Genomic DNA, 21,571 nt, shown 5'->3' with positions numbered 1-21,571 from the left:
ACTCTTGTGCTTCCTTCTACTTCGTGAGGATCAGCTTGCCGAGCGAGGTGATGCGCAGCCGGTACAGCGCGTCGCCATGCTCGATGTGCACCTCGCTGCCCTGGCCGAAGAGCTGCGCGCTGCTCAGTCGAGGCGTATCGGATGCCGGCGACGGGGCAGGCGATCCCGCGGCAGGGGTCGGAGTCAGGGCGTGACTGGAACGTGGCGCCGTCGGCTGTCGCAGGGGAAGGACGTCAGGCATGCAGGGTCTCCGGCACTCGGCCTCGCGGCGCAACGGCAAAGAGGACGGGGGCTTGGCCCGGGGCACGCGCACACGCGGCATGAAGCTCGCGTGCACACGGCTCGTAGGCGCCGCAGCCCGTGGCCACTCGCAACTCGTCCTGCAGCGCATCGAAGGTGGCGCAGCCGCGCCGCACGGCCGAGGCGATGTCGTGGTGCGAAACGCGATGGCAGAGGCAGACGATCATGGGGGCGTTTCGAAGGACAAGCCGTCGATGCGCGGGACGGAGGCTTGCAGTGTAATGCGACGCGTTCGCATTTACAAGATGGGTTCGCGCGCCAGGAGCCAGCGCACTGTCCGGCCGGCGCCGTCTGCGTCGATTCAGGTCTGCGCCGGGTGAGCGAAGGTCACGACGTGGCCGATGTCCGGCCTGATGCCGATCCACTCGCCGACCGCGTGATCGTGGTGCGACGGCACAAGCGCCAGCACCTGCTCGCCGCTGCCCAGGCGCAGCGTGTAGAGGAACTCCGCGCCGCGGAAGATCTTGCGCTCGACGCGCGCCTTCACGGGGCTTTGATCGTCGTGCACCACGTCGTCAGCACGCAGCAGCACCTCGCAGCTGCCTTCAGGATCGTCTGGCGGCGCGACCGCTTGGTGCAACGTGCTCAGCGGCGTCTGCACAAGCCGGCCATCGCCGTTGCTCACGATGCGGGCCGGTGCGAATACGCCCTGGCCAATGAACCCGGCGACGAAGCGTGTCGCCGGGCGGTGGTAGACGGTATACGAATCGGCCCACTGCTCGAGCCGGCCGTGGTTCATCACCCCGACCGAGTCGCCCAGCGCGAAGGCCTCGAACTGGTCGTGCGTGACGACCAGCGCCGTCGTGCCGTGCTCGCGCAGAATGCTGCGAACGTCCTGCGCAAGGCGCTCGCGCAGGTCCGGGTCGAGGCTGGAGAACGGCTCGTCCAGCAGCAGCAGCCGCGGCGACGGCGCCAGTGACCGCGCCAGTGAGACCCGTTGCTGTTGGCCGCCGGACAGCCGATGCGGAGCGCGCGCGGCGGCATCGGCAAGCCCCAGCAGGTCCAGCACCCGGCGCACACGCTCGGCCCGCTGTGCGCGAGGCATGTGGTGCAGCCCGTAGGCCACGTTGTCCGCGACGCTCAGGTGCGGGAACAGGGCGTAGTCCTGGAACACCATGCCGATGCGTCGCTGCTCGGCGGCGACGTGCAGGCCTTCGCGTGCGTCGGCGAGCAAATGCCCTTCCATTGCGATGCTGCCGCCGGCCAGCCGCTCGAGGCCGGCGATGGCGCGCAGCAGCGAGGTCTTGCCGCAGCCCGAAGGACCGACGAGCACGCCGATCCGGCCGGCCGGCAAGTCGAGCGAGACCTGATCAACCGCGCCCCGCTCCCCGCGGCCGCGTGCGTAGCGGACGTCGACGCCATCGAGCTGGAGTTGCATTCACCTATGACATCGACGCCAATGACAACAACAATCGTTCCCATTCTGTTTGCGCAAGCGCGGAGCGGGCCTTGCGCCGAGTCTGGGCGAGGGGACGGTTCGTGCGCGGCCTGCTGACGCTCGCCTGCGCGTTGCTGGCCTTGCCGGTGGTCGCGATCTTCGCCTCGTGGCTGGCCTTCGATGCCCATGCCTACGCGCTGCTGCGCCACCAGGCCGAAACGGTACTTGCCGGATGCGCAACGCAGTCACTGTGGCTGTGTCTCGGCGTCGCGGCGGGTGTGGCGCTGCTGGGCATGGGCACGGCAGTGGCCGTCGCGCTGAGCAGGTTTCCCGGGCGGGCCGTGTTCGAGTGGGCACTGCTGCTGCCGCTGGCGATGCCGGCCTACGTGATGGCGTATGCCTATACCGATGCACTGCAGTTCAGCGGCCCGGTGCAAAGCGCGCTGCGCCACGCGTTCGGGGGGCAGGCGCCGTTGTGGCCGGACGTGCGCAGACTGCCCGGAGCGATGCTGCTGTTCGTCTTCAGCCTCTACCCGTATGTCTACCTGCTCACGCGTACGGCGCTTGGCGAGCGCGCGCAGCATCTGCTCGAAGCCGCGCGTCTGCTCGGCGCCGGCCCGCTGCGCCGCACCGCCGACGTGGCCTTGCCGCTGGCGCGGCCGGCGGTCACTGCCGGCGAGGGTGCTGTCGCTGGGCTACGCGATACCGGGTGCGGTGGTAGCCATCGGCATCCTGCTGCCGGTGGCATGCTTGCAGTCGCGTTGGCCAGACAGCGGCGTGTCGTCGCTATTCACGGGCACCGTGACGGGTGTGATGTTCGCCTATCTCGTGCGTTTTTCTGCGGTGGCGATGCAGAGCGTCGAGGCCGGCTACGCGCGCATCCCGATGGCGGTGGGCGAGACCTCGCGCATGCTGGGTGGGGGTCCGCTGCGCCTGTTTGGCCGCCTGCACTTGCCGCTGCTGCGGCGTTCGGCGCTGGCGGCCGGTCTGCTGGTCTTCGTCGACACGATGAAGGAACTGCCGGCGACGCTCGTGCTGCGCCCGTTCGGCAGCGACACCCTGGCGGTCGTGGCCTACAACCTGGCGCGCGACGAGCGCCTGGCCGAGGCGGCGCTGCCATCGCTGGCCATCGTTGCCGTGGGCCTGGCGCCGGTCATCCTGCTGGCGCGCACGATCTCACGCAACGGCGACGCGTCGGCCGGTCACTTGTAGCCGACGCGGTCCAGCATCTGCTGCACCTTGGCCTGATTGGCGCCTACTGCGGCCACCGGCACGGCTTCTTGCCTGAAAGAGCCGAAGGCATCGAGCGCGGGGTTGGCGACCTTGACGCCGCGCACCGCCGGCCACTCGTTGTTGCCGTTGGCAAAGTAGCTCTGCGCCTCGTCGCTGGCCAGGTATTCGAGGAACTGCACGGCAGCCTGGCGATTCTTGGCGTGGGCCGCCATTCCGCCGCCTGAGACGTTGACATGCGTGCCGGCACCGTCTTGGTCGGGGAACACGACGCCGACCTTGTCGACGACGGCGCGGTCCTCGGCCTTGTCGGAGCGCATCAGCCGCGCCAGGTAGTAGCTGTTGGTCAGGGCCACCTGGCACTCTCCGGATGCCACGGCCTTGATCTGGTCGGTGTCGCCTCCCTTGGGCGCGCGAGCCATGTTGGCCACCACGCCCTGCAGCCAGGCCTCGGCCCTTTCGGGGCCGACACGTTCGAGCATCGAGCCGAAGAGGGAGAGGTTGTAGGGGTGCGAACCGGAACGTGTGCAGACACGGCCCTTGTTCTTCGGGTCGGCCAGTTCAGCGTAGGTGTCGACGTCTTCCTTCTTCACGCCGGCCTTGTTGTAGACGACGACACGGGCGCGTGTCGAGTAGCCGAACCAGGCCGAACCCTGGCCGCTGTCCTTGCCGCGCAAGGTGGCGGGCAGGCGTTGCTCGAGCACGGCGGACCGTACCGGGGCGAAGAGTCCGTCGGCCTCGGCCTTCCACAAGCGGGCCGCGTCAACGAGCAACACCACGTCGGCCGGGCTGGCCGCGCCTTCGCTCTTCAGGCGCGCCAGGATGCCGGCGTCGTCGGCATCCACACGGTCGATGCGGATGCCCGTCGCCTTGGTGAAGTTGGCGTACAGCGCCTCATCGGTCTGGTAGTGCCGGGCGCTGTACAGGCGCAGGACCTTGGCGTCCTGGGCTTGGGCGGCCACTGCACCGGCGGCAAGGCCGAAGGCGAGCAGAGTGGCGCGAATCGTTGCGGTACGGGACATGTCGGCAGGCTCCTTCTGGGTTGCGTGTAATGCGAACGAGTCGCATTATGATGCGGTCTGTCGTTGCGGTGCCAAGCGTGCCCGCTTTCATGTCCCGAGCCGCCAGCCCGTCGCCAGCCGCGCCCACCCTGTTGCCCGATCCGGGCCACGCAAGACGGAGCCGGCATGGCCGAGAACCTGCACGATCCACACAGCCGTACACCGCTCCAGATCGCTGCACGCATGGCCGCGCAGCACGCGCCGATCCAGGACGAGGCGCGCTTCGTCTGCTCGGCACGCTGAAGAAGGCGGCGCGGATGGATCTCGCCTTGCCCACCTGGTTTGCCGACTGCCTGGCGCACTACGGCGAGCTCAAGCGCTACCTGCAGCGCCGCCTGCGCAATGCCGAAGATGCAGCCGACCTGACGCAGGCCAGCTTCGAGCGGGTCTTCGTGCACGCCCAGGCGGGACCCGGGCAGGGCAGTGTGGTCCACAACCCGCGCGCGCTGCTCTTTGGGGTGGCGCGCAACTTGTGCGTCGACATGGCGCGCCGCCGTGCCGTGGAGGACGAGGCGCTGCGGCGGCTCGGCGCCGCCCCCGCCGAGCCGGCGCCCAGCGCCGAGCACGAATCGATCTGTCGCCAAGCGGTCACACGGCTGCTGGACCGCCTGGCCCGCATGCCGCATCGGCGCCGCGACGCCTTCGTGTTGGTGCGCGTGCTTGGCTGCACGCACGCCGAGGCTGCGGCACGGCTCGGATCGAGCGTGGCTGCCGTCGAAAAGAACGTCGTGCGGGCCGCGCTGGACCTGCGCGACCTGGCGGGCCTGCAGCCGGGGTCTGACGTGGCGCCCGCGCGCACACTGCCGTCTGCGCCCGTCACGGCGGAGTGCGCAGCGTGACGGCCGTGGATGTATCCGACGCTGCCGGCGCGACGCCCGTGCCCGAGGCGCTGCTCGAAAGGGCGCTGACCTTGCTGGCGCGGCGCGACGGAGCCGACGCGGCAGGCCGCGACAAGGCGGCCTCGCAACTGCGGCGCTGGAGCGAGGCTGGCGCCGAGCATCGTCGCGCCCTGCAGCAGGCCGAACAGTTGTGGGGCGGCCTGGGTAACTTGGCAGCGGCCTCGCGCGACGCGATCTCGCTGCCCGCTGCCGACGACCGCTTGCCTCCCGCGCGCGCGGATCGCCGTCGTGCCCTGTCACGCCTGGGCGGCGGCACGGCGCTTGGCCTGGCGGCCCTGGCGGGGCTGGGTTTGTGGCGCTGGCACGGCGAGCAGGCACTGTTCGACCGCCGATTCGCCACCGGCATCGGGCAGTTGATGCCAGGTGTCACGTTGCCCGACGGTTCGACGCTGGCGCTCGACGCCGACAGCGCCGTCGAGCTGAGCCTGTGGCGCAACCGGCGCGAGGCGCGGCTGCTTCATGGCCGCGCGCTGTTCACCGTGGCGTCGGATGCCGGTCGGCCATTTACCGTGTTCACCCGCGCCGGCGAAGTGCGGGTGGTGGGCACGCGCTTTTCGGTCAGCGATCGCGGCGGGGCCGTGCGGGTGCTGGTGGCCGAAGGGCGGGTGCAGGTGCGCTCGGGCCCCGAGCAGGCCTTGCTCCGGGCGGGCCAGCAGATCGAACTGCGCTCGGTCGACGCTTCGGACACCGAGCCGGGCGCGCAACCCTGGCTGGGGCCAGTGCGGCCGGCCAGCGTCGAGGATGCCGCCGCATGGCGCAGCGGCTGGTTGAGCTTCAACGACACGCCGCTGGCCGAAGCCGTGGCCGCCTTCAACGCCTACCTGCAGCACCCGATCGAGCTGGCCGAGCATCCCCGGCTGCGTGCCTTGCGCGTCAGCGGAGGCTTCGACGCCAGGGCACCGAAGATCTTCGTCGAGAGCCTGCCAGCGGTGCTGCCGGTGCGTGTGGAACGCGGGCCGCTGCACTACCGCGTGAAGCTGACGAATGCGGGGCGGGGCGACAGCGGCGGGCGCTGAAGCCCGGCGGGCGTTGGCCGGCGGCCGAAAAGATTTCTGTCCGGACTTCGGCGTGGGGTGCGTCTTCCGCGCGGTCCCTCGCGATCTCCGGCTGTCCTCCAAGGACTGCCGGAGGCATTGGCTGCCTGCCGCGCGAGGTTGAGTTTCAACCGCACGGAGTCCAGACTTGAATCACCGCCTTTCCCGTATCGCCATCGCAGCCGCAGCCCGAGTTTTGTGCGCGCCGCTGGCCCAGCCCCTGCCGCCGCTCGGCACCTTGTGCGTGCTGTCGTTCGCTGGCGCGGCGCTGGCCCAGCCGGCAACAGTGAACGTCGAAATCACGGCACAGCCGCTCTCGCAGGCCATCGCGGCGCTGTCGCGACAGGCCGGCGTGGCCATCGTCGCCAACAGTGAACAGCTTGCCGGCAAGGCGGCGCCTGCCGTGCAAGGGCGCATGACGCTGCCCGACGCGCTGAACCGCCTGCTGGCCGGCAGCGGCCTGGCGGCGCGGCAGGACGGCAACGCCTGGGTGATCGTGGCCGCGCCGGCGCCCGCCGCGGCGGGCGCAACGACCTCCACGCTGGGCGAGGTGAAGGTTCGCGCGCGCGCCGAGCCCGAGCGCGGCATCTTCGGCAACCGCGGTCGGCCCGGGCCGGTGGAACCTGGCGTCGTCACCGCCGACGCGCTGGCCCGCTACGCGGCCGGCGATCTGGAAGACGTGTTCGCCAAGCAGCCGGAGATGGCGGTCGGTGGCGGACACGCCATCGCGCAGAAGATCTACCTGCGCGGCATTGAGGACACGTTGCTCAACATCACTGTCGATGGCGCGCCACAGGCGGGCCAGACCTTCCACCACAGCGCGCGTGTGCAGCTCGAGCCGGAACTGCTCAAGCGGGTGGAGGCGCTGGGCGGCACCGGCGACGCGACGGCCGGCCCCGGTGCGCTGGGTGGCGTGCTGCGATTCGTGACCAAGGATCCGCTGGACCTGTTGCGCGCCGGCGAACGCGCCGGGGCGCTGCTGAAGGCCGAGTACTTCAGCAACGGCGAAGGTCACAAGGCCTTCGGCAGCGTGTTCGGGCGACTCACCGACGACTGGTCGCTGTTGGCGGCGCTGACCCGCCAGGACCGCAAGGACTACGACGACGGCGCCGGGCAACCCGTCGCCGCCACCGGTTCACAACAGCAGTTCGACTTCGTCAAGCTGATGGGCCAGATCGGCCGTGACCAGACGCTGCGCCTGAGCCACGAGCGCCATGGTGACGAAGGCATCCGCAGCCAGCGCCCACAGTGGGTGGTGAGCAGCTTCAACCGCGCCTACCCCATCGAAAGCGAGCGCGCCACCTGGAACCTGAACTACGCCTGGCAGCCCGACGGTGGCCTGATCGACCTGGCGCTGAACCTGTTCGACACCGACATCGTGCTCGACCAGAACGCGCGTTTCGGGCCGTATCGCGGCCGCGTCGAATCACGCGGGCTCGACCTGCGCAACACGAGCCGCTTTCCTGCGAGCGCGGGTACGCACGAGATCACCTACGGCGTAGATCGGCGCAGCGACCGCATCACGCTCGGCCCCGACAGCGCGCCCGAAACCGACATCGAGCGCGGCACCGTCACCGGCCTGTACGCGCAGGGCCGCTTCATGCTGACGCCGCAGACCCAGCTGGGTGCCGGCGCGCGCTACGACCGCTATGCGCTCACCGACCCCAACGGCCAGCAGCTGAAGGACAGCGGGTTCAGCCCCAACCTGAGCCTGCGTCATGCGTTGACGCCCCAGCTCACGCTGTTGGCCGGCCACGCTCGCGCACTGCGTGGCCCGGGCGTGCGCGAGGCCTTCAAGCTCGACGGCATCGCATACGACCCGCAGCTCAAGGCCGAGAAGGCGCGCACCAGCGAACTCGGCTTCGAATACGCCAGCGGCGCGTGGCGCTTCAATGGCAAGGCCTACGACACGGTGATCGCCGACGCCATCAACGACCCGGTGGGCCGGCCGACACTGTGGCTGAACGTGGGTGACGTGAAGTCGCGCGGCGCCCTGCTGCACAGCACCTACACCTGGCAGAACCTGAGCGTGGGTGCCGGGTTGCATCACAACCGCGCCACGCTCAACGGGGCGCGGCTGAACGGCTACGAACACTACGGCCTGGGCATCAGCCAGGGCAACACCCTGACCACCAGTGCCGACTGGCGCGTGACGCCGCAGATCGACCTCGGCTGGCTGGGGCGCTACGTGCAGCGCATCGCAGCACTGCAGACCGGCGAGGGCACCGTGCGCAAGCCGGGCTACGGCGTCAACGACGTTTACGCGCGCTGGCGCTCGGGGGCGGACGAGCGCGTGGTGGTTTCGCTCGTCGTCAAGAACCTGTTCGACAAGAACTACCTCGACCACGGCAGCAACGAAGACTTCCAGGCGATCCCGGATTTCGCGGGGGTGGTCGGCGCGCGCGAGCCCGGGCGGGAGATCCGTCTCGGTGTGGCGCTGAGGTTCTGATGCTTGTCGATCAGCCAGCGTGTCGCCGCTGTCGCCGCCCATGAGTCGCCGCGCCTGGTTGCTCTTTCACCGCTGGGTGGGCCTGGTGATCGCCGGGTTTCTGCTTCTCGCCGGCCTGACCGGCGGTCTCATCGTCTGGTACCACGAGCTGGATGCGGTGGTGGCTGCCGAGCTTCACCACCTGCCAACGCGGCCCGCGCCACCGGCGCAACCGACAGCGCCGGACCGCTTCGACCTGCGCGAGCGGGTGGCGGCGGCCTACCCGAAGGCCTGGGTGAACTATGTCGATCTGCGTCCGCTCGAGCCCGGCCGTTCGGCGGTGTTTTTCATCGAAGGTGCCATTCCCCCGGGATCGCGCGAGCACCGGATGTTGCCCAACGACGAAGTCTTCATCGATCCCCTCAGCGGCGGCATCGTGGGCGAACGGCGTTGGGGCGCCATCTCGCAGGGCTGGCACAACCTGTTGCCCTTCATCTACCAGCTGCACCAGCAACTTGCGCTGGGCACGGTGGGCACCTGGGTGTTCGGCATCGTGGCGCTGCTGTGGACGCTGGACTGCTTTGTCGGCGCGTGGTTGACGCTGCCGCCCAAGGCGCCGCGGTCGCACGCCACCTCAGCCCTGCGCGCCGCGCGCCGTGGCTGGCAGCGCTGGATGCCGGCGTGGCGTGTGCGCTGGCGCGGCGGCGCCTACAAGCTCAACTTCGACCTGCACCGCGCCGGCGGCCTGTGGCTGTGGGCGATGCTGTTCGTGCTGGCCTGGAGCAGCGTTGCCTTCAACCTGAACGCCGTGTACAGCCCGGTGATGAAGCTCTTCTTCGCCACCGACGATGGCCCGGTGCCCGGGCCACGCCCCAAGGCCGACCAGATCGAGCCCGGCATCCCCTGGCGCCAGGCGCATCGCATGGCGCAAGCGCACATGGCAGCCGAAGGCCGGCGCCTGGGCTTCGAGGTGGTCGAGCCGCAAGCCCTGAGCTACGACCCGCACAAGGCGCTGTACCGCTACAGCGTGCGCAGCAGCGCCGACGTGCGTGAGAAGTTCGGCAGCACGCGGCTGTGGTTCGACGCGAACACCGGCGAGTTGCGCCGCAGCTGGTTGCCGAGCGGGCGCCATGCCGGCGACACCATCACCACCTGGCTCGTGACGCTGCACATCGCGCAGGTGTGGGGGCTGCCGTTTCGGGTGTTCGTGACGCTGATGGGTCTGGTGGTGGCGATGCTCAGCATCACCGGGGTGGTGGTGTGGGCGAAGAAGCGGCGCGCTCGGCTGGCGGCCAGGTGAGCCAGGCAGCGGCCGGACCGGCGCCGCGCCATCAAAGGCTGGGCCGCGGCCAATCGACCGGCGCAGCTTGCGTTTGGCCGCGCTGCGCGAGCCCGGCCTGCCACGCGGCCTGCCATGCGCTCAGTGTGCGCCTCGGGTCGTCGCCCAGGCCGCGCACCACGCAGCCGCCTTCTGCGCCCTGCGCCGCGACGGCCTGCAACTGCGCCGGCCCGAGGATGCCGCCGATGGCCACCACGGGCGCAGGAGCCATGCGCACCCACCACGCCAGGTTGTGCAGCCCCTGCGGGCGCCACGGCATGGCCTTGGTCGTGGTGGGCCAGACCGGGCCGCAGGCGATGTAGCTCGGGCACCAGGCCGCCGCGCGCGCCAGTTCCCACAGGCTGTGGCTGGACAGGCCGAGCCGCAGGCCGCGGGCCTGTGCCTCGCGCAGCCGGTCGCGTTCGCCGGCCGTCAGGCCGAGCAAATCCTCCTGGCCAAGATGCAGTGCGGGCGCACCGAGTTCCAGCGCCAGTTGCCAGTGGTCGTTGATGTAGAGCGTTGCGCCATGGGGCGCAGCCGCAGCCAGGCCGTCGCGCAGGATCTCTCGCAGGGCCGCTTCGCCGGGCGGCTGCTTGATGCGCAACTGCACTGTGCGCACGCCGGCGGCCAGCACGGCGCGCAGGCGTTCGCTGCTGTCGACGATGGCGTACAGGCCCGGCGCGCTTCCAGGTGTTGCCGTCGGCGCCGGCCAGTGCCTGGGTGCGCGTTCGTCGCACGACAGCTGCGGCAGCACCGAAGGATCGTAAGCGTTCCGCGAACCCATCTTTCCATCCGATGTTGAGCCCGGCAATCTCGCAGCCATTGCAGAGGCGAAGGAGGCGAGGCGGAGATGGAGCGGGAACGGCTGGAGCGGTGCCTGGCGCAGGTGGCTGCGTTTCGGAAGTCTGGGCTGAAGGCCAAGGCGTGGGCAGCGGTCAACGGGGTTGAACTCAAGGAGTTGCAGAGCTGGTGTTCGCATGCTGGGCGGTGGCGGGCGCGGCTTGATGGGGTCGCGGCGGCGCTGCCCCTGCAGGCTGGTGGATTTGTTGGCGTGCGGGTGCCGGTGGCGCCGACGGCAGCAAGCATCCGCGTCGAGCTGAGCCTGGGCGCGGGCCGTGTCGATGTGCACTGGCCGCTGAGCCACGCTCGGGAACTGGCCACGTGGCTGCGTGAGTTCAGCCGGTGATCCGCATCGAGACGATCTGGCTGGCGCTGGGGGCGAGCGACCTGCGCGGGGGCATCGATGTGCTGCTGGCGCAGGTGGTGCGCGGCTTTGCCGGCGGCGCGCAGCCGCACCACGCCTATGTGTTCGCCAACCGGCGCGCTGACCGGCTGAAGGTGCTGGTCTACGACGGCATGGGGATGTGGCTGTGCACGCGGCGCCTGCAGAGCGGTGGTCTTGTCTGGCCGACCCAGGCTGGCGGCTCAATGACGCTGAGCGTGGCGCAGTTCGACTGGCTGGTGGCCGGCCTGCCGTGGCAGCGCCTGAGCATGCCCGCACCCCGGGCGATCACCACGGTGTGAGCCGCCTGCATCGCGGAGGTCGCTTGGCTCGTTTGTCCATGGGTGAATGTCTGGCTTCTCGCGCGCACGCGCGAGGGACATACTTTGGTCATGCTCGATGCTCCGCCAGCGCCCGCCCTGGACACCGCCGCGGATGGTGTGCCGGCAAGCGATTCGCTGCAGGCGCTGCGCGATCAGATCGAACGCATGCAGGCCGAGCTGAAGTTCAGCCAGACCAGGATCGAGGCGCTGAACTTCGAGGTCGCACGCCTGAAGCGCTGGCGCTTCGGCACCTCGGCCGAGAGCCTGGATGCGAGCACTCAGGCCGTGCTGTTCGACGCCATCCTGGCCGACACCGCGCAGGAGGACGATGCGGCCAAGACAGAAGGCAGCACGCCTGCGGCAGCGCCCCGTACCAAGCGCCAGGCCGTTCGCCAGGCGCTGCCCGCTGGCCTGCCGCGCGTCGAGCGCCACCACGACATCGGCGCTACGCACTGCGCCTGCGGCCAGGCCCTGCAGCGCATCGGCGAAGAGGTCAGCGAGCAACTGGACTGCGTGCCCGCCCAGTTCTTCGTGCTGCGCCACATCCGCGGCAAGTACGCCTGCGCGTGCTGCCAGACGATCCAGGCCGCACCCATGCCCGCGCAGATGATCGACAAGGGTATCCCGGCTGCAGGTCTGCTGGCCCAAGTCGCCATCGCCAAGGTCGACGACCATCTGCCGCTGTACCGCCAGACCGAGATCTACGCCCGCAGTGGTGTGCACATCCCGCGCTCGAGCATGGCCCAGTGGCTGGGCATCTGCGGGGTGCGGCTGCAGCCGCTGGCCGCGGCGCTGGCCGACTTCATCCTCGGCCACGCCGTGCTGCACGCTGACGAGACACCGGTGGCGCTGCTGGCGCCGGGGCGCGGCAAGACCAAGAAGGCCTATGTCTGGGTGTACCACACGACGAACTTCGTGGGGGCCCAGGGCCGAGGCCGTGCGATGCTCTACGACTTCACCGCCAGCCGTGCGGGAGAGCACCCGCAGCGCGTGCTGGCCGGGTTCAACGGCACGCTGGTCAGCGACGACTTCTCGGGCTACCACGCGCTGCACAGGCGGGGCATCACCCCCGCGTTCTGCATGGCGCACGCCCGCAGGAAGCTGTTCGAGGCGTTCGAGCTCAACGGCAGCCAGATCGCGGGCCAAGCCGTCGCGCTGATCGCCAAGCTCTATGAGATCGAGCGCGAGGTCCAGGGCGCCAGCAACGACGACAGGCTGCTGGCGCGCCAGCAACGATCAAAACCGGTGGCCGATGCGCTGCATGCCTGGCTGACAGGTCAGCGCCAACTGCTGGTCAAGGCCGACGCCACGGCCAGGGCCATCGACTATGCGCTGAGCAATTGGCCAGCACTGACGACCTTCCTGGGCGACGGGGCGGTGCCCATCGACAACAACGCGGCCGAGAACGCCATTCGCCCGCTGGCCGTGGGGCGCAAGAACTGGCTGTTCGTGGGCTCGCAGATGGCCGGCGAGCGCGCCGCGGTGCTGATGAGCCTGATTGAATCGGCCAAGCTCAACGGGCATGACCCTTGGGCTTATCTGAAGGACGTCTTCGAGCGGCTGCCAACGCTGAAGAACCGCGACCTGGCGCAGCTGTTGCCGCACAACTGGCAGCCGGCCAAAGCCATCGCCGACCCCTGTCCTGGAGCCGTCTGCGCAGCCACGTAGCCGAACTCACCACAGCGCCGAGCACGGCGCAAGGATGGGGTTCGCTGAACGCTTACATTGCCGGCGCCAACTCGATCTTCTACGGCGACAAGCTGCTCGTCACCGGCAACCCGGACACCGACGGCGACCTGCAGTTGTTGGCGCGCCTGGGCATGCACGCTGCCGGAACCAAGGCCCGTGACGAGAGCCCGATGGAGGCTCGCCACTGCGCGCAGGCCCGCACATGACAGGCGCGCACATGACAGCGGCGCACCTGAGCGTTGCAAGCCTGCACGACCCGGCGCTCGCGGCCCGCGTGCAGCACACGCTGGACCGCAAGACCAAGCCGCAGGGATCGCTCGGCCGGCTCGAAACGCTGGCCTTACAGCTGGCGCTGATTCAAGGGCGCGAGCAACCGCAGCTCGTGTCGCCGCAGCTTGTGGTGTTCGCGGCCGACCACGGCATTGCCGCGCGGGGTGTCTCCGCCTACCCCAGCGACGTGACCTGGCAGATGGTGGAGAACTTCTGTGCCGGCGGCGCTGCCGTGTCCGTGCTGGCGCGTCAGCATGGCCTGGCCGTCACCGTGGTGGACTGCGGTGCGCGGCACGACTTTGCGCCACGGCCTGGTTTGGTGATTGCCAAAACGGGCGCTGGCAGTGCCGACAGCTCGCAGGGGCCTGCGATGAGCGGCGCGACCTGCGAGGCTGCGATGGAGCACGGTGCCGCGTTGGTCAGTGGCCTGCCGGGCAATGCGCTGCTGCTGGGCGAGATGGGGATCGGCAACACCTCGGCAGCCGCTGTGCTGATGGCTCGCCTGAGCGGCGAACCGCTGCAGGCCTGCGTAGGGCGCGGCACCGGCCTGGACGACGCCGGCCTGGCGCGCAAGCTCGCGGTACTGCGCGAAGCGCTGGCAGCCAACGCCGCGGTGACCGAACCGTTGGACGTTCTGGCTGCGCTGGGCGGCCTGGAGATCGCCACCATGACAGGTGCGGTACTGCAAGCCGCGCGTCAACGCCGCGTGATCGTGGTCGATGGCTTCATCACCACTGCGGCGGTGGCCGTGGCCGCAGCACTGGCACCTGCCGTGTTGGAGCGCTGCGTGTTCGCTCATTGTTCGGCCGAGAGCGGGCATGCGCGCTGGTTGGCACGCTTGGGTGCCGAGCCGCTGTTGAACCTGGGCATGCGCCTGGGTGAAGGGTCAGGCGCCGCGCTGGCTTGGCCGCTGCTGGAGTCGGCCTGCCGCGTATTGAAGGAGATGGCGAGCTTCGATTCGGCGGGGGTGAGCGAGCGCGGTTCATGACGGCGTGGTGCTTCGTGGTCCACGAACTGCGGTTGTTCCTCGTCGCCTTGCAGTTCCTGACCCGGCTGCCCATACCCGCCTGGGTCAGCCAGGACGACGGGTTCGATCCGCGCTGGCTGAACGCCTGCGTGCGCTACTTTCCGCTGGTGGGCGTGCTGGTCGGAGCCTGCGGCGCAGCCATGCTCGCGCTCGCCAGCCTGTGGTGGCCACCGCTCGTCGCTGCCTCGCTCGCCGTGGCGGCCACGGCGTGGGTCACGGGGGCATTCCACGAGGACGGCCTGGCCGACACCTTCGACGCGCTGGGCGGGAACGTGCCTCGCGAGCGTGCATTGGTCATCATGAAGGACTCGCGCATCGGCACCTACGGGGCGGTGGCGCTGGTCTTTGGCTTGGGCCTGCGCGTCATGCTGCTGGCATCGCTGGCGCAGCGCGATCCCTTGCACGCATGCCTCGTGATGATCGGGTCGCATGCGTTGGGTCGCGCCGCAGCCGTTGGGTTAATGGCACGGCTACCCTATGCCGGCGACGCTGAGCATGCGAAGGCCAAAGCTCTGGCCACTGCAGTCCCGCGAGGCAGCGTGGTCGCCGCGATGGGGTGGGCGCTGCTGCTGATTGCGGCTCTGATGGCTGCGGGCCAGCTGACCGGCGCAGGTGACCCGGGATGGGTATTTCGTTGGCCGCTTGCGGCGCTGAGCTGCGTGATCGTCGTGCGTCTGCTGCGCCGGTGGCTCGCTCGCCGCCTGGGTGGCTACACCGGCGACACGCTGGGGGCGGCCGAGCAGTTGAGCGAGATTGCCGTGCTGCTGGTGTTGGCCGGTGGTTGAGAGTGCGCCGCTGATCTGGGCCTGGCGCCATCCTCGACCCGAAGGAGCGCAGGGACGCTGCGTCGGCCGCACCGATCTGCCCGTCGATCCCCGTCGAGCCAAGCGCCTTGCTCGACGCATCCAGGCGGCGGCAAGCCGCCACGGTCTGCCCCGCGTGGTGCACACGTCGCCATTGCGGCGCTGTGCCGACGTGGGGCGTTGGCTGCGGCGCTGGGGATGGCGGCACTGCATCGACAGCCGGTTGTTGGAAATGGACTTCGGTGTTTGGGACGGGCGGCCCTGGCACTCCATCTCAAAGCCGGAAGTCGATGCCTGGTGCGCGGACTTTGCGCGCACGGCGCCCGGTGGCGGCGAGTGCCTGCAAGCGATGTTCGAGCGCGTTGCCGTTTGGGAAACGACTTCGCCGTGCGTCGTGGTCGCCCATGCGGGTTGGATGCAAGTGCGGCGCTGGCACGCGGCCCGCAGGCCTGCACCTTCGAAAGCGCAGGAGTGGTCTGCCGGGCCGGTGTATGGCGAGGTGTGGCGACTGCGGTGACTGCGCGCCATGGCCTGCCGGCGCAGGCCGGGTGGCTGGCGATCCGTCGCCCACAATGGCGTTGACGCAGACCGCGCTCGTTGCCGACTGGCGTCGCGGTCACAGGCATTGCCGGTGGGCCGGCGACCACCCGCTGCTGCGCCGCTTCGAAGAAACTGAGGAAATAGATGTCTGCCAGATTCGAATCTCTGGATGCCGGTACCGGCGTCTTTGTTTTCCCGGACGATCCGTTCGACGGGCTGGTCGCGGCGTTGGACATGCTGCTCGACGAACGCGAACGGCGCGTGTCGAGCGAGGCAGCCTACGTGTCGGGCCTGCAGAGGCTGATCGAGGAGGCCCCCGATTTCATCGACGCGCACGCCCATCTCGCGTACGCGTGGATCGAGCAAGGCAAACCAAAGAAGGCGCTGGACGCGAGCCTGGCAGGCCTGGCTCGCGCCAACCGGCTGATCCCGGAGGGCTTTGGCGGGCGCATCGCGTGGGGCCACCTGGACAACCGCCCCTACCTGCGGGCCATGCACGGTGCGGTGCTGGGCACCCTGCGGCTGCACCGGCACAAGGATGCGGCGGCGCTCATCGACCGGATGCTCGCGTTCAACCCGAACGACAACCAGGGCGTTCGCTTCCTGCTGGGTTCGGAGCTGATTCGCTGTGGTGAAGCGGAACGTGCCAAGGCGGTGATCGAGGCCGAGTGCGGCAACTACCCGCCTTACCACTATGAACTGGCGCTGCTGCACCTGCAGGCCGGTGAATGGGTGCAGGCCGCGACAGCGTTGCGCCGAGGCTTCTTCGCGAATGCCTACATTGCCGAGGTGTTGTGCGGCACGGCCGAGCCCATGCCGCTGGCAATCTGGCATGGCAGCAACCTGGCCGAGCCGGAGACCGCGCGTGACTATGTCTCGTCCTACGGCGCGCTGTGGTCGCGTCGGCCGGACTTCGTCGCCTTCGTGCGCTGGCTGTTCCAGCACTCGAAAGTACTGGCCGAGCGGGCCGCGGTGCTGGCTTGCCGTGAGGAACTGTGTTGGGAGCGCGAGTTCAACGCCCGGAGCGACCTGGTCGATCAGCTGGAGTGCTTGCAGGCGACGATCGACGACACGCTCTCGAAGGCGCTGGTGGTGCAACAGCCAGACCGCAAGGGGCAGCCGATCTGGCCCTGGATGGCCTGGCTGCTGCCATGAGAGTCTCGCTTTCTATAGTTGTCTATAATTGACTGTAATTCAACACTTGCCGAGGAGCGGTCATGGACGTGTTCCATCGCGAAGCGCTCGCCGCCGACCTGGCCAACAAGGTGCTTTTCGTGGCGCCGACCTCGGCGTCGGGATCGGGCCTGTTCCTGGCGGCACCCAGGCGCACCGGCAAATCCACCTTCCTGCGCGAAGACCTGCGGCCGCAACTTGAGAAGCAAGGCGCGCTGGTGGTCTACGTCGACCTGTGGGAAGACCGGCGCGCCGACCCCGGCGATGTGATCGTGCATGCGGTTCGGGCCGAGTTGTCGCGACACGACGGCGTGGTCAAGCGCCTGGCCCGCTCCGCCGGCATGGAAAAGGTGACCGTCGGTGGCGTGGCGTTCTCGCTCGACCGCGTCGGGCTGGGCGAGGGGGTGTCGCTGTCGGCGGCACTTGCCGCACTGTCGGACGAGACGAATCAGGTCATCGTGTTGATCGTCGACGAAGCGCAGCACGCCATCACCAGCGAGCGTGGCAACGACGCCTTGTTCGCCCTCAAGGCCGCGCGCGACGAGCTCAACAGCAGCCGCCACAGGGGCCTGCGCGTGGTCGCCACCGGCTCCAACCGCGACAAGCTCGCGATGCTGCGCAACAGCCGCGACCAGGCTTTCTACGGTGCACCGCTGGTCAACTTCCCGCCGCTGGGGCCGGACTACGTGGCCTGGTTCTGCGAGCGCGTGGGCCTGGCTGCGCCGCTGGATCCGATGGTGGTGCAGGAACTGTTCACGCACGCGGCCTTCCGGCCCGAACTGCTGGGTGCCGCGGCCGACGCATTGCGCTTCGAGTTCGGCCTGGCACCTCAGGATGTGCCGGGGCGTTTCGCGGCGGCGGTGCAGGAACAAATCGATGCCAGCAACGATGAACTGCTTCGTGTCGTGCACAGCCTGACACCGCTGCAGGCGGCGGTGCTGAAGGTGCTGGCACGCCGCGGTGCCGACTACGCGCCGTTTGAGGGTGCCACCTTGCAGGCCTATCAAGCCGTGCTGCAGGCGGCCAACCCCGCGGGCGAGGCGAGGGCGGATGTTCCGGCAGTGCAGCAGGCGCTCCTTGCGCTGCAGGAGAAGGCGCTGGTGTGGCGGGCCGCACGCGGTGTGTACGCGATCGAGGAGGCCGTGCTCGCCGAGCTGATGGAGCAGCGGGGGTTGCTGGCGGACGTGCCCTGAGGCTCGAAGCGACCGGGGGCCACCGAGGTGGCGCAGCTTCCCACGTGGGCACGGCGTCAGTGAGCGTCAGGCTGCCGCCTGCAACGAGGCCGGTACCTGATCCGGTGGCGCCGCGCCATCCAGGTGGTGCACGCCAGGCCCGCGGGATTTGAGCGGTCAGGAATCGCGCCGTGCGTGCGCGTTGGCCGGCGTCTGGTGTCGGGGCCTCGGGGTTGCACGGGGAAAAGCCTGGTGGAGCATGGATGGACCTCTCCAACGGAGCGACTCCATGCCTGTTCCCACCATCATCAACGACAGCGCCAGCGCCGGCCCGCCCACGGTGCTCGGCCAGGCGCACGCACGCATCCCCATCGGCGGCAAGATCCGCGCCGGTATCAAGGTGCTCACCGCCAAGGCCGCCGCGCAGCCGCGAGCCCAATCGCTCTACGAGCAGGGCGTGGCCGCCGGTCAGTCCTTCGATCAGATCGAGCACGCCATCACCGAGGCGCTGCCGCAACTGAAGAACCCGCTCGCACCGCGCAACGTGGCCTGGTTCACCGTGCGGCCGCAGGACTTTCCGAACCCGGCCATCGCCCGGCAGATTCTCGACGCCTACGCCGAGGATCGTGGCGAGGGGCGCCGGCTGTACCGCTTTCCGGTGGTGTTCCCGTCCGACCGCTGGCAGACCGTGATGCCGCACGAACTCGCCGCATGGAGCACGCACGAGAAGCGCTACTGGTCCGAATACTCGCCCGATGGCCGTGTGCGCCACTGCATGACCCACGCGCCGGTTCCCATGGACGATACCGGCCGGCGCACGATCCGCATCTTCGGCGGACGCAAGACCATGGCACGCGAGACCAACGGCGGCCTGTGCGAGCCCGAGCGCTGCCCCGAATACCAGCACCGACAGTGCAATCTCAGCGGGCGCTTCCTGTTCTTCATCCCGGGCATCCGCTCGATCAGCGCCTTCGAACTGCACACCAACAGCTTCTACGCAATGAACGGCGCGATCCAGAAGTTCGAGACCGTGAGCTTCCTTCGCGGTGGGCGCATCTCGGGCTTCCTGGATCGGCAGCATGCGACGTTCTTCCTGACCAAGAAGCTGATGGAGGTGGCGCACATCGACGAACAGGGCAAGCCGGTGCGCATGCCGCAATGGATCATCGAACTCGAAGCGCCGGTGGACGTGACGGCCTTGCTCCGGGAGCGCGAGGACGAAGACGCTGCGCTCCGGCAGGCCCAATTGGCGACGCAGCTGCTGGGCGGTGAAGCGCCCGGGTCGGTCGCCGCTTCGGCGCCTGCAACTGGCGGGCTGCCGGGGCCTGAGCCCGCGCCCGACGATGGCGCGCCATCGCTCCAGCAACTGCTCGCCCAGGCCGAGGCCCGCGGCATCGATCCCGTGCGCTACCAGGCGTATGCCGCCCGGCGCTGGGGCGCGGGCTGGAAGCTCAACCGGCACGGCCGCCGCCAGGCCTGGAACGAGATGGCCGAGCGTTACCGCCACGATCCCGAGGGCTACCGCGACAAGATCGAGAGCGAGCTGGCATTGGCCGACGGGAGCGCGGCATGATCCGCGTGGCGCACTTCTCCGATCTGCACTATGGGCACAAGACGCTGGCCGAGGCGGACAGGTGCTTCGGCGCAGCCATCGACCACGCCATCGGCGCGGGCGTCGAAGTGGCCGTGATCTCCGGCGACAGCACCGATCACGCGCTGGACCTGCACGCGCCGGCGGCGCTGCGGCTGCTGGCGCAGGTGCGCAGGCTGGCCGACCACTGCCCGGTGCTGATGCTGCAGGGCACCTTCTCGCACGAGCCGCCGGGGACATTGGGTGCTTTCCGGCTGCTGGGTGCCCGGCATGCGATCTACGTCGCCGAGCGCATCGAGCAGGTGGCGTTGAGCACGCAAGGGCAGTGGCTGCCGTCGGCAGGCTGGTGTTTCGACGCCTTGCCGGATCGAACGGCAGCCTTGTTCTCCTGCATACCCACGGTCAACAAGGCGACGGTTGCGGCGGTCGTGGGCGGCGTAGCGGCGGCGGCAGAGGTCGGCGAGCAACTGACCGCCTTGCTGCGGGGCTTTGCGCCCATGCATCGATCAGCGCGTGCAGGCGGCGCGCCAACCATTGGCGTATCCCACGGCACGGTGTTCGGAAGCCTCAGCGAGCACGGCGTGCCTATGGCTGGCTTCGACCACGAGTTCACCAGTGGTGCGCTATTCGATGCCGAGGCCCAGGCTTTCATGCTCGGCCACATCCACAAGCACCAGGCGTGGACGCGCGAAAGCGCTGTGGGCCGCCAGTGCATCGCCTACCCCGGCTCGATCGGGCGGTTCCACTTCGGCGAGGAGGGTGCGAAGGGGTTTCTGCTGTGGGAGGTGGAAGCCAACTCGGCGCGCTGCCACCTGGTGCAGACGCCGGCGCGGCGCACCGTGGACATCGTGTTCGAGGGCCGGCCTGACGTGAATGCGTTGCGCGATGCGGTGCGCGCGCAGGGACTGGCCGGTGCCAGCGTGCGGGTGCGGTGGACGGTGGCCGAGGAAGATCAATCGGCTGTGGACCGCGCCGCGCTGCAGGCGGCGTTGGCGGAAGCCGCAGAGGTGAAGCTGGAGGGGCGCATCGTGCCGGTGGTGCGCACACGGGCGGCGGGCATCTCCCAACTGCGTGAGCTTGCTGACAAGGTGAGCCGATGGGCGGAGGTCGCGGACGTGCGGGCAGAACCCCTGATCGCCTGTCTGGCCAGCATGCGCAGCCAATCGCCGGAGGCGATTGCCGAGGGTGTGCTGCAGCGCGACGGTGTTGATCAGCCGCATGTCGATTTCGCCGTGTCAACAACGAACCGAATCGCCGAGCGATTCACTGCTTCTGCAAGGTAGCGATCAACGGGCACGACACGGTGCCACGGCTTGTGCAGCAGTCGCGCACGAGGGAGGCCAGCACCGACTCGATGCGCCGCAGATCCTTCAGCTTCTTGCGCACGTCCGCCAGCTTGATCTCGGCAAGCTGGCGCGCTTCGTCGCAGTGCGTGCCGTCATCGAGCGTCAGCAGGCCTGCCACCTCGTCGAGGCTGAAGCCCAGGCGCTGCGCGGCCTTCACGAACTTCACGCGCGCGACGTCCTCGGTCCCATAGCGCCGAATGCGGCCATAAGGCCTGTCCGGCTCGGGCAGGAGAGCCCGGCGCTGGTAGAAGCGCACCGTCTCCACGTTGACCCCGGCCGCCTTGGCGACGCCCCCGATGGTGATGCCGTTCATCAGTCCGTTCTGATCGCTCTCCATGCCGCTTGACTCCGTACATGAGTACGGCAATAAGCTTACGCCATGGTCTCCAGATTTGCCGAGGAAAAACGAATGACCGAAACACAAACCGGGCGCGGTGCCCTCTTCACCGGCGGACTGGCCGCGATCCTGGCATCTACCTGCTGCCTGGGGCCGCTGGTGCTGGTGACGCTGGGCTTCAGCGGCGCCTGGATCGGCAACCTCACGGCGCTGGAGCCCTATCGCCCGTTCTTCATCGGCGCCGCGCTCGTCGCGATGTTCTTCGCGTGGCGACTCATCTATCGGCCGGCACAGGAATGCAAGCCGGGCGAGGTGTGCGCCATTCCCCAGGTACGGTCCACCTACAAGGCCGTCTTCTGGATCGTCGGCGCGCTGGTGCTGATCGCGCTCGCCTTTCCCTATGTTCTTCCGTTGTTCTATTGACCAGGAG

General features: G+C 69.1%; 21 protein-coding genes and 2 pseudogenes. 17 read left to right on the top strand and 6 right to left on the bottom strand.

The genetic code is table 11. The annotated features are described in order from the left end of the window. Positions 1-16: 16 nt before the first annotated feature. The 3 genes from hemP to U5O44_RS06280 form a co-directional block, all read right to left on the bottom strand. The gene (hemP, locus tag U5O44_RS06290) at positions 17-241 is read right to left on the bottom strand and encodes a hemin uptake protein HemP (RefSeq protein ID WP_322587605.1); all 225 of its coding nucleotides are present in this window, start codon (positions 239-241) and stop codon (positions 17-19) included. Next, on the bottom strand, positions 234-467 hold the full coding sequence (locus tag U5O44_RS06285) for a (2Fe-2S)-binding protein (protein ID WP_322587604.1): 234 nt from the start codon (positions 465-467) through the stop codon (positions 234-236). Before U5O44_RS06285 ends, hemP begins: the two co-directional genes overlap by 8 nt. A gap of 134 nt (positions 468-601) precedes the next feature. Beyond that, the gene (locus U5O44_RS06280; RefSeq protein ID WP_322587603.1) at positions 602-1,678 is read right to left on the bottom strand and encodes an ABC transporter ATP-binding protein; all 1,077 of its coding nucleotides are present in this window, start codon (positions 1,676-1,678) and stop codon (positions 602-604) included. A gap of 140 nt (positions 1,679-1,818) precedes the next feature. Here U5O44_RS06280 and U5O44_RS06275 point away from each other — a divergent pair. Then, positions 1,819-2,890 (top strand): annotated as a pseudogene (locus U5O44_RS06275) (ABC transporter permease). Here the strand turns inward: U5O44_RS06275 and U5O44_RS06270 are convergent. Beyond that, a complete protein-coding gene (locus U5O44_RS06270) occupies positions 2,881-3,930 on the bottom strand; it encodes an extracellular solute-binding protein (RefSeq protein ID WP_322587602.1) in 1,050 nt (349 codons plus the stop codon). The pseudogene U5O44_RS06275 and the gene U5O44_RS06270 sit on opposite strands and share 10 nt — an antisense overlap. A 308-nt stretch (positions 3,931-4,238) precedes the next feature. Here U5O44_RS06270 and U5O44_RS06265 point away from each other — a divergent pair, with 308 nt between their 5' ends. The 4 genes from U5O44_RS06265 to U5O44_RS06250 all read left to right on the top strand — a co-directional run bounded on the left by U5O44_RS06265 (position 4,239) and on the right by U5O44_RS06250 (position 9,630). After that, positions 4,239-4,808: an RNA polymerase sigma factor gene (locus U5O44_RS06265; RefSeq protein ID WP_322587601.1), complete on the top strand. Its 570-nt coding sequence runs from the start codon at positions 4,239-4,241 to the stop codon at positions 4,806-4,808. A gap of 5 nt (positions 4,809-4,813) precedes the next feature. Further along, complete coding sequence (locus U5O44_RS06260; protein WP_322587600.1) at positions 4,814-5,884, top strand: FecR family protein; 1,071 nt, start codon at positions 4,814-4,816, stop codon at positions 5,882-5,884. Between the two features lie 166 nt (positions 5,885-6,050). After that, a complete protein-coding gene (locus tag U5O44_RS06255) occupies positions 6,051-8,351 on the top strand; it encodes a TonB-dependent receptor (RefSeq protein ID WP_322587599.1) in 2,301 nt (766 codons plus the stop codon). 40 nt (positions 8,352-8,391) lie between these two features. Further along, a complete protein-coding gene (locus U5O44_RS06250) occupies positions 8,392-9,630 on the top strand; it encodes a PepSY-associated TM helix domain-containing protein (RefSeq protein WP_322587598.1) in 1,239 nt (412 codons plus the stop codon). A 31-nt stretch (positions 9,631-9,661) separates the two neighbouring features. On the opposite strand, the gene U5O44_RS06245 is transcribed toward U5O44_RS06250, so the two are convergent. Further along, positions 9,662-10,432, bottom strand: coding sequence for a thiamine phosphate synthase (locus U5O44_RS06245; RefSeq protein ID WP_322587597.1), 771 nt, complete (start codon positions 10,430-10,432; stop codon positions 9,662-9,664). Positions 10,433-10,498: 66 nt separating this feature from the next. On the opposite strand from U5O44_RS06245, the gene U5O44_RS06240 reads away from it, so the two are divergent. The 11 genes and pseudogenes from U5O44_RS06240 (at position 10,499) to U5O44_RS06190 (ending at position 20,741) form a co-directional block, all read left to right on the top strand. Continuing rightward, positions 10,499-10,834, top strand: coding sequence for a hypothetical protein (locus tag U5O44_RS06240; protein ID WP_322587596.1), 336 nt, complete (start codon positions 10,499-10,501; stop codon positions 10,832-10,834). Next, positions 10,831-11,172 (top strand): IS66 family insertion sequence element accessory protein TnpB, encoded by a 342-nt coding sequence (tnpB, locus tag U5O44_RS06235; protein ID WP_322587595.1) that lies wholly within the window; start codon positions 10,831-10,833, stop codon positions 11,170-11,172. The genes U5O44_RS06240 and tnpB overlap by 4 nt, the downstream gene beginning before the upstream one ends. A 90-nt stretch (positions 11,173-11,262) precedes the next feature. Beyond that, positions 11,263-12,861: an IS66 family transposase gene (tnpC, locus tag U5O44_RS06230; RefSeq protein WP_322587594.1), complete on the top strand. Its 1,599-nt coding sequence runs from the start codon at positions 11,263-11,265 to the stop codon at positions 12,859-12,861. 53 nt (positions 12,862-12,914) lie between these two features. After that, positions 12,915-13,088: pseudogene (locus U5O44_RS06225) on the top strand (hypothetical protein); the annotation flags it as partial. Between the two features lie 11 nt (positions 13,089-13,099). Then, complete coding sequence (cobT, locus tag U5O44_RS06220; protein ID WP_322587593.1) at positions 13,100-14,140, top strand: nicotinate-nucleotide--dimethylbenzimidazole phosphoribosyltransferase; 1,041 nt, start codon at positions 13,100-13,102, stop codon at positions 14,138-14,140. Positions 14,141-14,154: 14 nt separating this feature from the next. Beyond that, on the top strand, positions 14,155-14,964 hold the full coding sequence (gene cobS / locus U5O44_RS06215) for an adenosylcobinamide-GDP ribazoletransferase (RefSeq protein ID WP_322587592.1): 810 nt from the start codon (positions 14,155-14,157) through the stop codon (positions 14,962-14,964). Further along, positions 14,957-15,499 carry a histidine phosphatase family protein gene (locus U5O44_RS06210; RefSeq protein ID WP_322587591.1) on the top strand — a complete coding sequence of 181 codons (543 nt, stop codon included), beginning with the start codon at positions 14,957-14,959 and terminating at the stop codon, positions 15,497-15,499. Before cobS ends, U5O44_RS06210 begins: the two co-directional genes overlap by 8 nt. Positions 15,500-15,666: 167 nt before the next feature. Next, positions 15,667-16,677, top strand: a complete 1,011-nt coding sequence (locus U5O44_RS06205; RefSeq protein ID WP_322587590.1) for a tetratricopeptide repeat protein — start codon at positions 15,667-15,669, stop codon at positions 16,675-16,677. A 62-nt stretch (positions 16,678-16,739) separates the two neighbouring features. Continuing rightward, on the top strand, positions 16,740-17,888 hold the full coding sequence (locus U5O44_RS06200; RefSeq protein ID WP_322587589.1) for an ATP-binding protein: 1,149 nt from the start codon (positions 16,740-16,742) through the stop codon (positions 17,886-17,888). Positions 17,889-18,156: 268 nt separating this feature from the next. Next, the gene (locus tag U5O44_RS06195; protein ID WP_322587588.1) at positions 18,157-19,440 is read left to right on the top strand and encodes a recombination directionality factor; all 1,284 of its coding nucleotides are present in this window, start codon (positions 18,157-18,159) and stop codon (positions 19,438-19,440) included. Further along, positions 19,437-20,741 carry a metallophosphoesterase family protein gene (locus U5O44_RS06190; RefSeq protein ID WP_322587587.1) on the top strand — a complete coding sequence of 435 codons (1,305 nt, stop codon included), beginning with the start codon at positions 19,437-19,439 and terminating at the stop codon, positions 20,739-20,741. The genes U5O44_RS06195 and U5O44_RS06190 overlap by 4 nt, the downstream gene beginning before the upstream one ends. On the opposite strand, the gene merR is transcribed toward U5O44_RS06190, so the two are convergent. Then, on the bottom strand, positions 20,722-21,141 hold the full coding sequence (gene merR / locus U5O44_RS06185; RefSeq protein WP_322587586.1) for an Hg(II)-responsive transcriptional regulator: 420 nt from the start codon (positions 21,139-21,141) through the stop codon (positions 20,722-20,724). The two genes, U5O44_RS06190 and merR, sit on opposite strands and share 20 nt — an antisense overlap. 72 nt (positions 21,142-21,213) lie before the next feature. On the opposite strand from merR, the gene merT reads away from it, so the two are divergent. Next, entirely contained in the window at positions 21,214-21,564 is a 351-nt protein-coding gene (gene merT, locus U5O44_RS06180) for a mercuric ion transporter MerT (protein ID WP_322587585.1), read from the top strand. Positions 21,565-21,571 lie beyond the last annotated feature (7 nt).

This window comes from Sphaerotilus sp. (assembly GCF_034519685.1).
In the GTDB taxonomy this organism is placed as follows: Bacteria; Pseudomonadota; Gammaproteobacteria; order Burkholderiales; family Burkholderiaceae_C; genus Sphaerotilus.
The sequence above is the reverse complement of the archived record's forward strand: the minus strand, read 5'-3'. Positions and strand labels throughout refer to the sequence as shown.

Coding starts and splice junctions, on each gene's coding strand:
- hemP (WP_322587605.1), bottom strand. CDS start 241: ATGCCTGACGTCCTTCCCCTGCGACAGCCGACGGCGCCACGTTCCAGT.
- U5O44_RS06285 (WP_322587604.1), bottom strand. CDS start 467: ATGATCGTCTGCCTCTGCCATCGCGTTTCGCACCACGACATCGCCTCG.
- U5O44_RS06280 (WP_322587603.1), bottom strand. CDS start 1,678: ATGCAACTCCAGCTCGATGGCGTCGACGTCCGCTACGCACGCGGCCGC.
- U5O44_RS06270 (WP_322587602.1), bottom strand. CDS start 3,930: ATGTCCCGTACCGCAACGATTCGCGCCACTCTGCTCGCCTTCGGCCTT.
- U5O44_RS06250 (WP_322587598.1), top strand. CDS start 8,392: ATGAGTCGCCGCGCCTGGTTGCTCTTTCACCGCTGGGTGGGCCTGGTG.
- U5O44_RS06245 (WP_322587597.1), bottom strand. CDS start 10,432: ATGGGTTCGCGGAACGCTTACGATCCTTCGGTGCTGCCGCAGCTGTCG.
- U5O44_RS06240 (WP_322587596.1), top strand. CDS start 10,499: ATGGAGCGGGAACGGCTGGAGCGGTGCCTGGCGCAGGTGGCTGCGTTT.
- tnpC (WP_322587594.1), top strand. CDS start 11,263: ATGCTCGATGCTCCGCCAGCGCCCGCCCTGGACACCGCCGCGGATGGT.
- cobT (WP_322587593.1), top strand. CDS start 13,100: ATGACAGCGGCGCACCTGAGCGTTGCAAGCCTGCACGACCCGGCGCTC.
- U5O44_RS06205 (WP_322587590.1), top strand. CDS start 15,667: ATGTCTGCCAGATTCGAATCTCTGGATGCCGGTACCGGCGTCTTTGTT.
- U5O44_RS06200 (WP_322587589.1), top strand. CDS start 16,740: ATGGACGTGTTCCATCGCGAAGCGCTCGCCGCCGACCTGGCCAACAAG.
- U5O44_RS06195 (WP_322587588.1), top strand. CDS start 18,157: ATGCCTGTTCCCACCATCATCAACGACAGCGCCAGCGCCGGCCCGCCC.
- U5O44_RS06190 (WP_322587587.1), top strand. CDS start 19,437: ATGATCCGCGTGGCGCACTTCTCCGATCTGCACTATGGGCACAAGACG.
- merR (WP_322587586.1), bottom strand. CDS start 21,141: ATGGAGAGCGATCAGAACGGACTGATGAACGGCATCACCATCGGGGGC.
- merT (WP_322587585.1), top strand. CDS start 21,214: ATGACCGAAACACAAACCGGGCGCGGTGCCCTCTTCACCGGCGGACTG.